A 14,841-nucleotide genomic window follows, 5' to 3' on the forward strand; every position below is an offset into this window, starting at 1 on the left:
TAAGCGATGTACTGGATTATCGGATGTAGCTAGGCGGATTAGAACAATCCATATAGGGTTGAATCCACCTTGGTAATGATTTCACCGAAGTGTTCTTCGTTTTCGGCAAACTTATTTTTGTCTACGTCGATCACCAAAAGCGGACCTTCTTTATAGGAAGCTACCCATTTGTTGTAATACTCATTGAGTCTTTTCAGATAATCTAGACGAATGTTTTCCTCATACTCCCGGCCGCGTTTCTGAATCTGTCCCACCAGTGTGGGCACAGAAGCACTCAGATAAATCATCAAATCGGGAGGTTTTACCATCGACTTTAATGTTTGGAAAAACTCAAAATAGTTATCATAATCGCGTTTACTCATCAATCCCATCTCGTGGAGGTTGGGAGCGAAGATATGTGCATCTTCATAGATAGTCCTATCCTGTATAACAGTTTCGGTGCCATTTTGGATTTCCAACAACTGTTTTAAACGGATATGCAAAAAGTAGATCTGCAGGTTAAAACTCCAGCGGGGCATATCCTCATAGAAGTCCATCAGATAGGGATTGTGGTCCACATCTTCAAAATGAGGAATCCACCTATAATGTTTGGCCAGCATCTGGGTAAGCGTAGTTTTTCCTGCCCCAATATTTCCGGCAACAGCAATGTGCTTGGGTTTAGATTTTGATTTCGCCATTTTCACAAGATGGTTAATGCTTTATTGTCCGAGCTTTAAATAACTTCATTAAAGTTCGGCAATGATTATGCTTATTCGATCGCTATTTATCAAAAATATAATAATCCCATGGCTTTTCGCACTTCTTTCATAGTGCGTTCAGCACTTTCTGCGGCCTTTTCTGCACCTGAGCTAAGAATTCTATTCAGCTCCGCCTCATTATCACGAATATCCTGAGCCTTCTGCCGAATCGGAGCAATATACTGTACCATATCTTCCGCTAGTTGCTTCTTCATATCACCATAACGGATGGCACAGTTGTTATAGTCTTCTTCAAATTTATGAATTACTTCTTCTTTACTCACCAGTTTCATCAAGTCAAAGAGATTCTCAATGTAATCCGGCTTAGGGCTATTGGGTTCAGTAGGACCTGCGTCGGTTTTGGCCTTCATTATTTTTTTGCGGATCAGATCATCATCATCGGCAAGATAAATAGTAGCATATTGGTTCTCACTTTTACTCATTTTCCCCGAACCATCCAAGCTGGGTACTTTCAACAGAGCTTCACCAAAATTAAATGCTTGCGGCTCTGGGAATACCTCACTATATCTGTGATTAAAACGGTTGGCAAAAGTGCGGGTCATTTCCAGATGCTGTTCCTGATCTTTTCCGACAGGCACCAGTTTAGCGCGATGAAGTAAAATATCAGCTGCCATCAATACCGGATAAGTAAGCAAACCGGCATTGACATTATGAGGCTGCAATCGTACTTTATCTTTAAAAGTGGTTGTCTTTTCCAACTCACCTTTATATGCCAGCATATTTAAGTATAAATACAACTCGGTAGTTTGTGGCACATCGCTCTGACAATAAAGAGTTACTTTCTGAGGATCTAGTCCACAGGCCAGATATTCAGACACTACTTTTAGTACATTTTCTCTTAGTTCCTTTGTGTCGGGATGGGTTGTTAAAGAGTGCAGATCGGCTATAAAGAAAAAGCATTCATACTCATTCTGCATCTTCACATAGTTGCGCAGAGCACCAAAATAATTTCCCAAGTGCAGATTTCCGGTTGGTCGAACACCACTTACTACTATTGCTTTGTTACTCATAGGCTGCGAAGATAAATTTAAAATGCAGAACAGGAAATGGAAAAATCAATAAGTTTCTTCCACTACCCTTCTTTTGGGAACTTCGGCAGCTTCCTATAAGTAAATATTGCAATAAGAAATCGAGACTAGTGGCTAATTAGGACATTAAGGATACTTTTACATCCATCATCTGTCTGATGGCATCCGCAATACCTGCAGCATCGTATCCGCACTCATGATGTAGTTCTTTTGGCGTACCGTGTTCTACGATTCTATCGGGAATTCCGAGGATGCGAATATCGTTCTTGTATCCGTGTGCGGCCATAAACTCCAGCACAGCACTACCAAATCCGCCCACTACAGTTCCATCTTCTACCGTAATGATTTTTTCGTATTTGCTCAATGCCTCATGAAGTAGTTCCTCATCGAGGGGTTTAGCAAAACGCATATCGTAATGAGCGGGATCTATCCCATCCTGCTTTACATCGCGAATGGCGGCAGCTGCAAAATTGCCGGGATGTCCCAAAGAAAGGATCGCTATATCTCTTCCATCTTTGAGTTTTCTACCTTTCCCTATGGGAACTTCTTGCATGGGGGTTTGCCATTGGGGCATCACACCTTCACCACGGGGATATCTGATTACAAAAGGCATTTGAGTAGATTCCAGTTGTGCAGTATACATCAGATTTCGCAGCTCACTTTCGTTCATGGGAGCACTGATGATCATATTAGGGATACAACGGAAATAGGCTATATCATAACATCCGTGATGGGTAGGGCCGTCATCCCCTACCAGTCCGGCGCGGTCTATACAAAGTACCACAGGCAGCTTCTGTATCGCTATATCATGCACCACCTGGTCGTATGCACGCTGCATAAAGGTAGAATACATATGACAGAACACCCTTAACCCTTGAGTTGCTAGGCCGGCACTTAGCGTAGCAGCATGCTGCTCGCATATACCTACATCGAATGCTCGATCTGGCATCTCCTCCATCATGTACTTAAGAGAAGAACCCGAAGGCATGGCGGGCGTTACTGCAAAGATCTTATCGTTCTGTTTAGCTAGCTCAATGATGGTTTTTCCAAACACATCCTGATACTTAGGTGGCTGAGGAGTGTCGAATTTCTTTTTATATATTTCTCCTGTTACCTTATCAAATGTACCTGGAGCATGCCATTTGGTTTGATCTTTTTCGGCCAGGGCATACCCTTTACCCTTTGTAGTAATTACGTGCAGAAGTTTAGGGCCTGGGATATCTTTCAGGTCGTTTAAAGTATCAATAAGTTTGGTAATATTATGCCCGTCGATCGGACCAAAATATCGAATCTTAAGCGCTTCAAAAAGATTGGAACTACTGTTCACAAGCCCCTTTACGCTTTCGGCCAGTTTGTGCATCATGGAGCGGGTAAATTTATTACCCACGGGCAATTTGCCCAATGCATTCCATATATCGTCTTTCAGTTTATTGTAGGTACGTGAAGTAGTAATATCTGTGAGATATTCTTTGAGCGCTCCCACGTTGGGATCAATGCCTATCCCATTATCGTTGAGAATTATTAGCAAATTGGTATTGGCGACACCTGCATGATTCATGGCCTCGAATGCCATACCGGCGGTCATGGAACCATCACCGATGATGGCAACCACTTTTCTATCCTCCTCCCCTTTATACTTGGCAGCGATTGCCATACCCAGCGCAGCGGAAATGGAGGTGGAAGAATGCCCTACACCAAAAGCATCGTACTCACTTTCAGAACGTTTGGGAAATCCGCTTAAACCATTGTATTTTCTGTTAGTAACAAACTGATCGCGGCGCCCAGTAATGATTTTATGACCATATGCTTGATGCCCTACATCCCAAACCAACTGATCGTAAGGAGCATTATATACATAATGCAATGCAGTGGTAAGCTCTACTACACCCAAGCTGGCGGCAAAATGTCCGCCGTGCACACTTACAACGTCAATAATATATTGCCTCAGCTGTTCACAAAACTCATGCAACTTCTCCCGTGGAATTTTTTTCAAATCCTCAGGACTATTCACAGATTGAAGTAAGGGTCCAGGTGTAATAGTCATCCAACAAAGATTTGGACAAAAATAAGTATTTTGATAGGTAAATTTCTCTTTCTAATTTATAAAACTAGAAGTCGCTTCACTGCGTAAGAATATAGGAATAGCTTGTTTCAACCCTTAAGGCAACACTCAAAATACAACCATTTTATTATCACAGCTTTATCATACAAAATGCATCCGTAAAAAGATTCTCAGCAAATTACATTCATCATTATCCGTTTATACATCATCCTTACCACTGATAATTTATTTGAAGAAGCTTGCGGCTTCCTGCTTAGATTTGTTTTATGATAATCGGCAAAAGATACTATTGGGTATTGCAGATTTTGGGATGGAGTGCCTTTTTTTTCTGGCATTTATTTCTAGCCTGGTCGCTCGATAAAATGAATGACCCTCAGGAACGCATCATCATGATACAGCGCATGGCAAGTTTCAGTATACTAGGATTGATACTGTCACACTTACTGCGCATTGCGATACTCAAAACAAAAGTGCTCTCGCTTAAAGTATCGAAACAGATTGCACTGCTACTTTTATATACACTAATCACCTCCTTTGTATGTGGCATTATCGAATGGGTCGTTTTAAAAAAATTGGAACTACTCCATAAGAGCGAATTAGGGATTTTGAACAAATCCCTATTGCTTCTCTTACTAAACAATGCCTTTTCTTGGTTTTTCTATTTCCTCATCTGGAGCTCCGTATATTTCGGTTACCACTATATTACCAAGGCACAGCAAGAACAGATAGACAATCTCATCTTAAAATCGCACATTAAAGAGTTGGAGCTAAAAACCATTAAAACGCACATCAATCCTCATTTTATCTTTAATGCGTTAAATGGTATCAGAGCTATGGTGGATGAAGATCCTCAACGAGCCCGAAGAGCCATTACGGAGCTGAGTAATATTCTGCGAAGCAGTATCAATCTTGATAAATCTGAAACAATTGCCTTATCAGATGAACTGAATATTGTGAAAGATTATCTAGCTCTGGAACAGATGCGTTTTGAAAGCAGACTACAAGTGTCTTTTAATATTGAGGAGGAAACGCTTTACCAACAGATACCTCCAATGATGCTGCAAATGTTGGTGGAGAATGCCATTAAACATGGTATTAGCCATGAAGTAAACGGGGGCATTGTCAAACTTACTTCTACCGTAAAAAACGGCCTTCTTGAACTCATTGTTGAAAATACCGGACAATTGAAAGCAACACCCCCCGACAGCGGTTTCGGAATAAAAAGCATTCGAGAAAGATTATCCTTAGTCTACGGAGATAATGCAACTTTCGAAATAAAGCAAGCCGCACCCCATATTGTAGAAGCTAAACTTCAATTGCCTCTCACATTATAACCGATGCATATGAGAACAATTATTATAGATGATGAAAGGCTGGCACGTGCTGAACTTGCCAAACTATTACAACCTTATACCGATATCGAAATTATCGATGAAGCCTCCAATGCTAATGAGGCGATAGAAAAAATCAACGCACTACAGCCTGATTTGATTTTTTTGGATATCCAAATGCCCGGCAAAACGGGATTTGAAATGCTTACAGAGCTTGATTTTGTGCCTACAGTAATTTTTACTACAGCTTATGACGAATATGCCCTAAAAGCATTTGAGGTAAATGCGCTGGATTATTTATTAAAACCTATTGAATCCAAAAGATTGGAAGCTGCCATCAATAAAATAAAATCTACCATTAAAAACACACCCAATGATGAACGCCCCAAGCACGAAGAAATACTGGGTGAAAACAGTCAGGTCTTTCTTAAGGATGGCGACAAATGCTGGTTCATTCAACTATCCGAAGTACGGCTATTTGAAAGTGTAGGCAATTATGCCAAAGTATTTTTTAATGGACACAAGCCTTTAATCTTAAAATCACTTAACGCACTGGAAGAAAGACTAGACCCTAGAATTTTCTTCAGAGCCAACCGTAAACACATCATCAATCTGCGTATGGTGGAAAAAATCGAACCTTACTTTAATAACGGATTATTAGTAGAATTAAGGGGTGGTGAAAAGATAGAAATCAGCAGAAGACAGGCCGTTAAATTCAAAGAAAGAATGAGTTTCTAATGATAAAAAGGTATTACTTTAAAAAACGGATATTTGCTTAAACTTTTCTGGAAACATGAAAAAAGTCATTGGTTATACACTGCTACTTTGCAGTACTCACGTATACGCACAAAAACACATCAACATTCGTGTAGAAGATGTTTCTAAAACCATCAGCGTACTGGCTTCCGATTCGTTACAAGGCCGTAAAGTGTTTACTCCTGAAATTGATAAAGCCGCACAATACATTGCTGAAGCCTTTCAACAAGCGGGGTTAAAACCTCTCAAAGGCAATAGCTTTCTCCAATCTTTTAGCATGGTCAGTGCCACTCAGGAATCGCTTACAGCCAAAAGCAACGGAACTGAAGTAGATCCCCAAAAAATTGTGCTGATTACATCTAAGCCCCAAATCACGTTATCATCACACAATCTTTCGATAGAAAAAATTACGGCTACTGATAATTTCTTCTCTAAAGCGATACAATTCGCTGCCAGTGACAAGGATTTGTTGGTTGTGGTAGATCCAGCCTTTGCAGACAGATTTCCACGTCTGAGCATGCTGAAACGTAGCTTTTTTCAATCTGCTGCTAGTGTAGCATTTGTATTAGGCGATGTCGATACCCAGAACCTTACTATAACAGCCTCACATAACATAAAAGAACATCAACTTGCCAATGTGGTAGGCATTCTACCCGGAAAGAAAAAAGCTGATGAATATGTTATTTTCTCTGCGCATTACGATCATCTAGGTATTGGTAAGCCCGTAAACGGCGATAGCATTTATAACGGCGCCAATGATAATGCATCAGGCACCACCGCGGTAATTGAGCTAGCAAAATACTTTAAAGCCAAAGGCGATAATGAGAGAACATTAATATTTGCAGCGTTCACTGCTGAAGAGAGTGGAGGTTTTGGCTCACAGTATTTCAGCAAACAACTACCTCCGGAAAAAGTGGTTGCCATGTTGAACATTGAAATGATTGGTACCGATAGCAAATGGGGGAAAAATAGCGCTTACATAACCGGATTTGAAAAAACAGATTTGGGTACCATTCTTCAGAAAAATCTAAAAGGCACGGATTTCAATTTTTATCCAGATCCTTATCCAGATCAGCAATTATTCTATCGCTCCGACAATGCTACTTTAGCCAGACTGGGGGTTGCGGCTCACACCATTTCCACTTCAAAAATGGACAACGAACCCAATTATCATAAACCCAGTGATGAAGTATCTACATTGGATCTTGAAAACATGACGGCTATTATCAAAGCCATTGCCTTGAGCGCCAAAAGTATTATTGCAGGAACTGATACTCCTTCCCGAGTAGATACAAGTGATTTAAGATAGGAGCATCACTTACGAAGTGCCTCCCGTACTTTTGGAGCGATTTTAGTTCCAAAGATTTCGATAGACTTCATGATTCTGTCATGAGAAGGGGCCCCTACGTCCATATGAGCAGAGAAGCGTGTTAGTCCGAAGAGCTCTTGCAATTCGAGAATTTTATCGACAGCTTCATCAGCATCACCGATTATCAAATGTCCACCCTTACCACGTCCACGATCATATTGTACGCGCTGATAAGGAGGCCATCCGCGACTGCGCCCAATCCTATCCATTTGAGCGGAATAAACTGGATAGTAATAATCAGCAATTTCCTTGCTGTCCTCACCAAAGAAAGCATGTACATGCACCCCCACTTCAAAAGCATTCATATCGTGCCCAGCCTGTTGATAAATCGCCTTATTATAGTCGAATAACGGCTTGAACTGTACGGGGCTACCCCCAATAATCGCAAACATTACAGGCAACCCTAGAGAGGCTGCACGCACCACGGATTCGGGCGTACCACCCACAGCCACCCATATTTTTAAATGATTATTGAGTGCGCGAGGTAATACCATCTGTTCCTTAAGCTCTGCCCGAAATTTTCCTTTCCAGGAAATAATTTCCTGTTCATTTATTTGTAATAACAAGCGCAACTTCTCATCGAAAAGTGCATCATAATCATTCAAATCATAACCATAAAGAGGGAACGATTCGATAAAACTACCCCGCCCGGCCATGAGTTCCGCTCGGCCATCAGATATTAGATCCAACGTTGCGAAGCTTTGATACAATCGCACCGGATCGGAAGAACTCAACACCGAAACAGCACTTCCCAGCTTAATTTTTTTAGTAACAGAAGCCAATGCGGCCAATAACACTTCCGGGACAGAAACAGCATAATCAGGCCGATGATGCTCCCCTATTCCGTAAAAGTCAAGGCCCACTTCATCCATAAGCTTCACTTCCTCAATAATTTCCTGTAGGCGTTGCTGTGCAGACTGAGGTTTTCCATCGGGTCCTATACGCACATCGCCAAACATGCCTATACCTAATTCCATTGTTATAACTTTAATGTATATAGGATAACACGCATTCTATAGGAATTGTTTTGCAAGTGATGCATACAGACATGCAATAGCTATTGTTCTCTATGCGCTAAACTACAAGCTTACACGGGAAGAAGAAGCGTGAATGGCCGTGCTCATTTCTGTAATCAACGAAGGGTCTTTTTCAATGGCGTTACCTACGACTACTACATCGGCGCCTGCCTTACAATTATTATAGGCCTTTTCGGGATCCTTAATACCTCCTCCTACAATTACCGGGGCTTCTACATTTTGCGCCACCGACTGAATCATACTTTCTGAGATAGGATTTTTGGCACCACTGCCTGCATCCATATAAATCACGCGCATACCCAGCATTTCGCCTGCCAGAGCCGTGCACATAGCCACATCATTTTTATCGTGTGGAAGTGGAGCAGTATTACTAATATAGGATACGGTGGTTGGAGCACCTCCGTCTACAACAATATATCCGGTTGGAATAATTTCCAACCCACTGTTTTTAACAAACGGAGCAGAAACAACATGCTGACCTATCAATAATTCAGGATTGCGGCCGGAGATTAATGATAAATACAAAAGCGCATCTGCATGCTTACTTAGTTGCGAGGGATTGCCTGGAAATAGTACTACCGGAATATCGCATGAAGATTTGATTTGTTTGATAATTTCATCCAAATGATCTGTAATTACCAAACTCCCCCCTACAAAAAAATAATCCACCTTCGCATCAACGGAAACCTGAATCAATTTGTGAATAGAGGAATTATCAACCCCGTCCGGATCAATTAATACTGCAAAGGATTTTTGCGCAGCATTTTTCTTTTCCCGCAGGGTTTTATAAATATTCTTTTTCATTCAACAGAAACAGGTTTCTGCAAAAATGCAAAAACTTTTTGAAATATCTTTATTTATTAAAGTATGGCAATCCACCACTAACTTTGGCATTTAAAAGACACTGATTATTTAAATCATTCCATAAAATATGGCTGCATCAATACATCCGTACGCATACTTTTCGCCGACAAGAAATACGTGCTATTGGGTATTAAGCATATTCATACTGTTATTGCATTTTATAAGTAGCGCGCAGCTTAACAGAGTTTTTTACGAAAGCAATAAAATAGTAACAGCCAAAAATGGCGCTGTCGTTTCAGCTCATCCACTAGCAAGTAAAGCCGGACTGCTAGTATTGCAAAAGGGGGGCAATGCTGTAGATGCTGCTATTGCCACTCAATGGGCACTAGCAGTGGTATATCCCGGCGCGGGCAATATTGGCGGCGGGGGTTTTATGGTGGCTTATTTAAAAAATAAAGAGGCCATTGCACTCGATTATCGCGAAATGGCTCCTGCTGCAGCTCACAGAGATATGTATTTGGACGAAAACGGTAATCATATTATTGAAAAAAGTCTTTATGGCCATCTGGCCAGTGGTGTTCCGGGTACGGTGGCGGGCCTCTTTGCTGCGCACAAATATGCGAAGCTCCCGATGAAAGTATTGATGGAGCCAGCCATTGAATTGGCCGAAAAGGGCTTTGCAATTACAGAAACCGAAGCCGAAACTTTAAACAGAGCCCAAAAAGATTTTATCAAATACAATACTATTCAGCCTGTATTTGTTAAACCTGAAGGATGGAAAAAAGGAGATCTATTGATACAAAAAGACCTTGCCAACACTCTCAAACGCATCAGCGATCACGGTGAAAAAGAGTTTTATGAAGGCAAGACAGCTCAGCTAATCGTTGAAGAAATGCAACGTGGCAAGGGCTTAATTACACTCGATGATCTAAAAAACTATAAAGCAAAATTTAGAACACCGCACATTTTTGATTATAGAGGATACACTATTATCGGCATGCCGATGCCTAGTAGTGGCGGAATATTGCTACATCAAATGCTAAAAATGATTGAGCCCTATGCTATCAATAAGATGGGATTCCATACGCCTCAGTCTGTACAATTAATGATAGAAGTAGAACGTCGTGCTTATGCAGATCGCGCCAAATATATGGGTGATGCAGATTTCTACAATGTACCGGCAACCGAATTAACCAGCAAGGCATACCTAAAAAAGCGTATGAAAAACTACAAGCCCAATATAGCTGGGAACAGCAAGGATATTATAGAAGGCGTTATACCGGGTTACGAAAGCGAAGAAACTACCCACCTCAGTGTTATCGACAAAGAAGGCAATGCTGTTGCCGTAACCACAACTTTGAACAATCATTACGGCAGTAGAACCGTAGTAGGCGGCGCAGGTTTTATACTCAATGACGAAATGGACGACTTCAGTGCTAAGCCCGGTACTCCTAATCTTTACGGAGCCGTGGGAGGTAAAGCCAATGCCATAGAGCCGGGAAAAAGAATGCTCAGTTCTATGACACCAACTATCGTACTTAAAAATAAAAAACCTTACCTCGTTGCAGGAACCCCTGGCGGAACTACGATACCCACTTCTGTATTTCAAACTATCTTAAACATCATCGATTTTAAAATGAGTACCGATGATGCCGTAAACAAACCCAAGTTCCATCACCAGTGGCTTCCGGACGAAGTATATATCGAACAGAACTTCCCTAAGGCTACCGCTGAAGCATTAACCAAAATGGGATACAAACTCAAGGAGCGAAAAAGTATCGGACGCACAGAAGTTATCAAAGTTCTACCCGACGGTAGTTTTGAAGCAGTTGCCGACAGGCGTGGTGATGATAGTGCTGAAGGCTGGTAATATCTTCTCAAATTCCAATTATATATGAAAGCTTTTAATACCATTGCTTTACTGCTGCTTTCCAATTCTTTCATGACATTGGCTTGGTACGGACATCTGAAATTTTTTAGCAAAGACAGTAATCATGCAGCTACTCCTCTTTGGATGATTATACTGTTAAGCTGGGGAATAGCCTTTTTCGAATATTGCTTTCAAGTGCCGGCAAATAGAATCGGCTCTTCAGAAACAGGCGGCCCCTTTTCGCTGGTACAATTAAAGGTATTGCAGGAAGTGATTACGTTAGTAGTATTTGTAATTTTTTCAAAACTTGTTTTTCACAACCTTCAGTTTTCCCTGAATCATTTTATAGGGTTCGCACTGCTCGTAGGTGCTGTATACTTCATCTTTAAGGGGTAGCCCTATAAGTGGCTAGTTCCTTACGGGCGACTTCAAACTCCTCCCATACACGCTGCACTATATCGGCGGCGGGGGGAAGGTCTTTAATTAGGGCACTCACCTGTCCTATTTCCAGTTCGCCCTCAGAAAGATTACCTTCAAACATTCCCATACGGGCACGTCCTTTCCCCAAAAGTTGCATCAATTCGTCCTTACCAGCGCCTCGCAATTCGGCAGCTTGCACCTGCTGATAAAACTCATTTTTTAATAAACGCACGGGAGTGAGTTGTTTTAATGCAAGCTGCGTATCGCCCTCCCCTGCCTGTAGCACCAAATTTTTAAAATTGATATGAGAAGAAGCTTCCCGACTAGCAACAAACCGACTGCCCATCTGCACGCCTTCGGCACCCAACGCAAATGCCGCCAACATTTGCCTACCCGTAGCAATACCGCCTGCAGCAATCACCGGAATAGAAACAGCATTCACCACTAATGGCACCAGCACCATAGTGGTCGTTTCTTCCCGTCCGTTATGACCACCTGCTTCGAAGCCTTCTGCCACCACTGCATCACAGCCGGCTTCCTCAGCCTTTACGGCAAACTTACTGCTGCTTACCACATGCACCACTTTAATACCCGCCTCTTTGAAATGCGGTGTCCAAGTTTTGGGATTACCGGCACTGGTAAATACTATGGGGACCTTCTCCTCAATAATGACAGCGACCTGTTGCTCGATATGCTGATATAACAAAGGAAGATTGACAGCGAAAGGCTTTGCAGTAGCAGCTTTACATTTTTGAATGTGCTCCCGCAAAATCTCTGGAGACATAGAACCGGCACCTATTATACCCAAGCCACCTGCATTACTAACAGCACTGGCCAATTTCCAACCACTAGCCCATACCATTCCTGCCTGAATAATGGGATATTGAATATTGAATAACTGCGTAATGCGCATGATACGTTTATGATTAATCGTGAACCAGACTACAGCAATTTACGATTAATACTATAAACTTCAGAAAAGACCAATTATCCTAAATCGATACTGGTATTATCGCCGATATTTAGACTGCGGGTTTCTCCCTTTAAGCGAGTGTCGCTACCAATAAGCGAATCTTCCAGTACGATATCGTAGAGACTACAATAAGCGCCTACAATAGAGTTTTTAACGATAGATTGTTTGAGATGGGTAAACTCTCCCAGAGTCACATTAGGCCCCACAATGCTGTTTTCGATAATACAGCCTTCTCCAATACTTACCGGAGGAATAATAACTGTATTTAGATACTTAGAAGCCTTTACCTCTTTACCAAATTTCTTAAGCAGCGTTGCGTTAGATTTCAGTAGAGTATCTTTATTTCCTGCATCAAACCAATTATCCACCTTAAATGAACCGAACTGTACCCCCTTCCGAATCATACAATCGATAGCATCCGTGATGGTGAACTCGCCGTGGGTAACTAGTCCTTTATTGATATTGTCATCCAGACATTCAAACAAGATGCTACTTTCTTTAATCTTGTAGATACCCACCATAGCGAGATTGGACTTAGGAATACTGGGTTTTTCAATAACCGATTCGATAAAACCGTTTTTATCTATTTCCGCTACACCAAAATCTCCCGGATTATCTACCTTACGTACCCCAATCATAGAATGAGGGCTTTTTAGCACGGTGCGAATATCATATTCGCAAATGGTATCTCCTAGCGTAATTAGCACTTCATCGCCCTTAACGGCATCCTTTGCCAAACTGATGGCATGCCCCACTCCTTTTCGATCTTCCTGACCTACAAAATGAGCGACGATATCACTGTGTCTGTCTTTTACGTAATGATATATTTTGTCTCCGAGGTATCCGATTATAAAAACAAACTCCTCTATACCGGCATCTTTAAGCTGGTCTATGATGATACTGAGAACAGTTTTACCCGCTAATGGAATTAAGGCCTTGGGCTGTGAATAACTATGTGGCCTTAGTTTCGTTCCGGTACCTGCAACTGGAATGATTGCCTTCATTATAAAATTAATCTAAAGCACCTTCAAATAAAGCGGTGAAGGTAAGTAAAAATGGAAAAATGGCTACATATACCTTTAGGAATCTTTAAGACAATAATCTTTGTCAAGTTTTCAAATCGCTAGTCTTATCTTTGCGCCATGCAACATGATACTATACTTTTCCAATTGCTGGAGAAAGAATTAGAACGCCAGCGCAACGATATTGAATTAATCGCTTCAGAGAACTTCGTTTCCTATCAGGTATTAAAGGCTATGGGCAGTGTGCCTGCCAATAAATATGCAGAAGGCTATCCCGGTAAAAGATATTACGGAGGCTGCGAGGTAGTAGACGAAATCGAAAATCTAGCTATAGATCGCTTAAAAAAGATATTCAATCTTAGCTGGGCTAACGTACAACCTCATAGTGGTGCACAAGCCAACGCTGCCGTATTTATGGCCGTGTTGAAGCCCGGCGATACCATTATGGGATTGGACCTAAGTATGGGCGGACACTTGACTCACGGTAGCCCAGCCAATTTCAGTGGTAAACATTACAATGTAATTTCATATGGTGTCAATAAAGACACCGGACTGGTAGAATATGACGATTTAGAGCAGAAAGCACTTGCTCACAAACCTAAAATGATTATCTGCGGAGCCTCAGCATACAGTCGCGACTGGGATTATGCCCGAATTCGTGCGGTGGCTGATAAAATCGGAGCCATTGTAATGGCCGACATCGCTCACCCGGCAGGTTTGATTGCTAAAGGATTATTAAACGATCCTTTCGAACATTGTCATATCGTAACCAGCACTACTCATAAAACCTTGCGTGGACCGCGTGGTGGTGTTATCATGATACGTCATGATTTCGAAAACCCCTGGGGCATTAAAGACCCTAAAGGCAATATCCGCACGATGAGCCAGCTGTTAGATTTGGCAGTGTTCCCCGGCTTACAAGGAGGACCGCTGGAACATATCATCGCTGCAAAAGCGGTTGCTTTTGGTGAAATTCTTGATGACAGCTTTACTGAGTATGCTAAACAAATTATTCGCAATGCCCAAGCAATGGCTGACGCCTTTATGGAAAAAGGCTACAACCTTATTAGCGGCGGAACCGATAACCATCTTATGTTGATTGACCTGCGCAACAAAAACATTACCGGTAAAAAAGCACAGGAAACTCTAGACAAAGCATTTATTACACTGAATAAAAATGCGGTTCCTTTCGACGATAAATCGCCTTTTGTAACTTCAGGTATTCGGGTAGGTGTACCGGCCGTGACAACAAGAGGCCTGAAAGAAAAAGACGTAGTAGAAGTTGTAAATATGATTGACAAAGTGTTGATGAATGCCGATAATGAGCAATTAATTGCTGGCGTGCGCGAAGATGTAAAAGAATTCATGAAGCAGTTTCCGCTTTATCCGGAACTGGGATAATGGTAGCATC

Annotated in this window: 13 protein-coding genes; 6 read left to right on the forward strand and 7 right to left on the reverse strand. The window is 41.7% G+C overall.

From position 1 onward, the window contains the following. Positions 1 to 38 precede the first annotated feature (38 nt). The 3 genes from PIECOFPK_RS11990 to dxs form a co-directional block, all read right to left on the reverse strand. Entirely contained in the window at positions 39 to 677 is a 639-nt protein-coding gene (locus PIECOFPK_RS11990) for a deoxynucleoside kinase (RefSeq protein WP_330974052.1), read from the reverse strand. An 89-nt stretch (positions 678 to 766) separates the two neighbouring features. Then, complete coding sequence (gene trpS, locus PIECOFPK_RS11995) at positions 767 to 1,768, reverse strand: tryptophan--tRNA ligase (RefSeq protein ID WP_330974051.1); 1,002 nt, start codon at positions 1,766 to 1,768, stop codon at positions 767 to 769. Between the two features lie 136 nt (positions 1,769 to 1,904). Further along, positions 1,905 to 3,830, reverse strand: a complete 1,926-nt coding sequence (gene dxs / locus PIECOFPK_RS12000; RefSeq protein WP_409965996.1) for a 1-deoxy-D-xylulose-5-phosphate synthase — start codon at positions 3,828 to 3,830, stop codon at positions 1,905 to 1,907. Between the two features lie 284 nt (positions 3,831 to 4,114). Here dxs and PIECOFPK_RS12005 point away from each other — a divergent pair, with 284 nt between their 5' ends. From PIECOFPK_RS12005 to PIECOFPK_RS12015, 3 genes are read left to right on the forward strand one after another with little or no spacing between them, the layout of a single operon-like run. Beyond that, positions 4,115 to 5,182, forward strand: coding sequence for a sensor histidine kinase (locus tag PIECOFPK_RS12005; protein ID WP_409965997.1), 1,068 nt, complete (start codon positions 4,115 to 4,117; stop codon positions 5,180 to 5,182). Positions 5,183 to 5,191: 9 nt separating this feature from the next. After that, positions 5,192 to 5,917, forward strand: a complete 726-nt coding sequence (locus PIECOFPK_RS12010; protein WP_330974048.1) for a LytR/AlgR family response regulator transcription factor — start codon at positions 5,192 to 5,194, stop codon at positions 5,915 to 5,917. Between the two features lie 55 nt (positions 5,918 to 5,972). After that, complete coding sequence (locus PIECOFPK_RS12015) at positions 5,973 to 7,244, forward strand: M28 family peptidase (RefSeq protein WP_330974047.1); 1,272 nt, start codon at positions 5,973 to 5,975, stop codon at positions 7,242 to 7,244. Between the two features lie 5 nt (positions 7,245 to 7,249). Here the strand turns inward: PIECOFPK_RS12015 and PIECOFPK_RS12020 are convergent, their stop codons facing one another. Together PIECOFPK_RS12020 and PIECOFPK_RS12025 are read right to left on the reverse strand one after the other, a co-directional pair. Continuing rightward, on the reverse strand, positions 7,250 to 8,281 hold the full coding sequence (locus PIECOFPK_RS12020) for an LLM class flavin-dependent oxidoreductase (RefSeq protein ID WP_409965998.1): 1,032 nt from the start codon (positions 8,279 to 8,281) through the stop codon (positions 7,250 to 7,252). A gap of 102 nt (positions 8,282 to 8,383) precedes the next feature. Next, complete coding sequence (locus PIECOFPK_RS12025; protein ID WP_330974045.1) at positions 8,384 to 9,145, reverse strand: geranylgeranylglyceryl/heptaprenylglyceryl phosphate synthase; 762 nt, start codon at positions 9,143 to 9,145, stop codon at positions 8,384 to 8,386. Positions 9,146 to 9,272: 127 nt separating this feature from the next. On the opposite strand from PIECOFPK_RS12025, the gene ggt reads away from it, so the two are divergent. Beyond that, positions 9,273 to 11,015 carry a gamma-glutamyltransferase gene (gene ggt / locus PIECOFPK_RS12030; protein WP_409965999.1) on the forward strand — a complete coding sequence of 581 codons (1,743 nt, stop codon included), beginning with the start codon at positions 9,273 to 9,275 and terminating at the stop codon, positions 11,013 to 11,015. Between the two features lie 24 nt (positions 11,016 to 11,039). Then, positions 11,040 to 11,411, forward strand: coding sequence for a DMT family protein (locus tag PIECOFPK_RS12035; RefSeq protein ID WP_330974043.1), 372 nt, complete (start codon positions 11,040 to 11,042; stop codon positions 11,409 to 11,411). On the opposite strand, the gene PIECOFPK_RS12040 is transcribed toward PIECOFPK_RS12035, so the two are convergent. Together PIECOFPK_RS12040 and PIECOFPK_RS12045 are read right to left on the reverse strand one after the other, a co-directional pair. Beyond that, a complete protein-coding gene (locus tag PIECOFPK_RS12040; RefSeq protein WP_330974042.1) occupies positions 11,401 to 12,348 on the reverse strand; it encodes an NAD(P)H-dependent flavin oxidoreductase in 948 nt (315 codons plus the stop codon). The two genes, PIECOFPK_RS12035 and PIECOFPK_RS12040, sit on opposite strands and share 11 nt — an antisense overlap. A gap of 74 nt (positions 12,349 to 12,422) precedes the next feature. Then, a complete protein-coding gene (locus PIECOFPK_RS12045; protein ID WP_409966000.1) occupies positions 12,423 to 13,412 on the reverse strand; it encodes a sugar nucleotidyltransferase in 990 nt (329 codons plus the stop codon). A gap of 138 nt (positions 13,413 to 13,550) precedes the next feature. Here PIECOFPK_RS12045 and glyA point away from each other — a divergent pair, with 138 nt between their 5' ends. Continuing rightward, a complete protein-coding gene (gene glyA / locus PIECOFPK_RS12050) occupies positions 13,551 to 14,831 on the forward strand; it encodes a serine hydroxymethyltransferase (protein WP_409966001.1) in 1,281 nt (426 codons plus the stop codon). The last annotated feature ends 10 nt before the right edge of the window (positions 14,832 to 14,841 follow it).

The organism is Chitinophagaceae bacterium C216 (assembly GCA_028485475.2).
GTDB classification, from domain to species: domain Bacteria; phylum Bacteroidota; class Bacteroidia; order Chitinophagales; family Chitinophagaceae; genus Niabella; species Niabella composti.

Bases quoted from the DNA above. Each gene is read 5' to 3' on its own strand.
- PIECOFPK_RS11990 (WP_330974052.1), bottom strand. From the start codon at position 677: ATGGCGAAATCAAAATCTAAACCCAAGCACATTGCTGTTGCCGGAAAT.
- trpS (WP_330974051.1), bottom strand. From the start codon at position 1,768: ATGAGTAACAAAGCAATAGTAGTAAGTGGTGTTCGACCAACCGGAAAT.
- dxs (WP_409965996.1), bottom strand. From the start codon at position 3,830: ATGACTATTACACCTGGACCCTTACTTCAATCTGTGAATAGTCCTGAG.
- PIECOFPK_RS12005 (WP_409965997.1), top strand. From the start codon at position 4,115: ATGATAATCGGCAAAAGATACTATTGGGTATTGCAGATTTTGGGATGG.
- PIECOFPK_RS12010 (WP_330974048.1), top strand. From the start codon at position 5,192: ATGAGAACAATTATTATAGATGATGAAAGGCTGGCACGTGCTGAACTT.
- PIECOFPK_RS12015 (WP_330974047.1), top strand. From the start codon at position 5,973: ATGAAAAAAGTCATTGGTTATACACTGCTACTTTGCAGTACTCACGTA.
- PIECOFPK_RS12020 (WP_409965998.1), bottom strand. From the start codon at position 8,281: ATGGAATTAGGTATAGGCATGTTTGGCGATGTGCGTATAGGACCCGAT.
- PIECOFPK_RS12025 (WP_330974045.1), bottom strand. From the start codon at position 9,145: ATGAAAAAGAATATTTATAAAACCCTGCGGGAAAAGAAAAATGCTGCG.
- ggt (WP_409965999.1), top strand. From the start codon at position 9,273: ATGGCTGCATCAATACATCCGTACGCATACTTTTCGCCGACAAGAAAT.
- PIECOFPK_RS12035 (WP_330974043.1), top strand. From the start codon at position 11,040: ATGAAAGCTTTTAATACCATTGCTTTACTGCTGCTTTCCAATTCTTTC.
- PIECOFPK_RS12040 (WP_330974042.1), bottom strand. From the start codon at position 12,348: ATGCGCATTACGCAGTTATTCAATATTCAATATCCCATTATTCAGGCA.
- PIECOFPK_RS12045 (WP_409966000.1), bottom strand. From the start codon at position 13,412: ATGAAGGCAATCATTCCAGTTGCAGGTACCGGAACGAAACTAAGGCCA.
- glyA (WP_409966001.1), top strand. From the start codon at position 13,551: ATGCAACATGATACTATACTTTTCCAATTGCTGGAGAAAGAATTAGAA.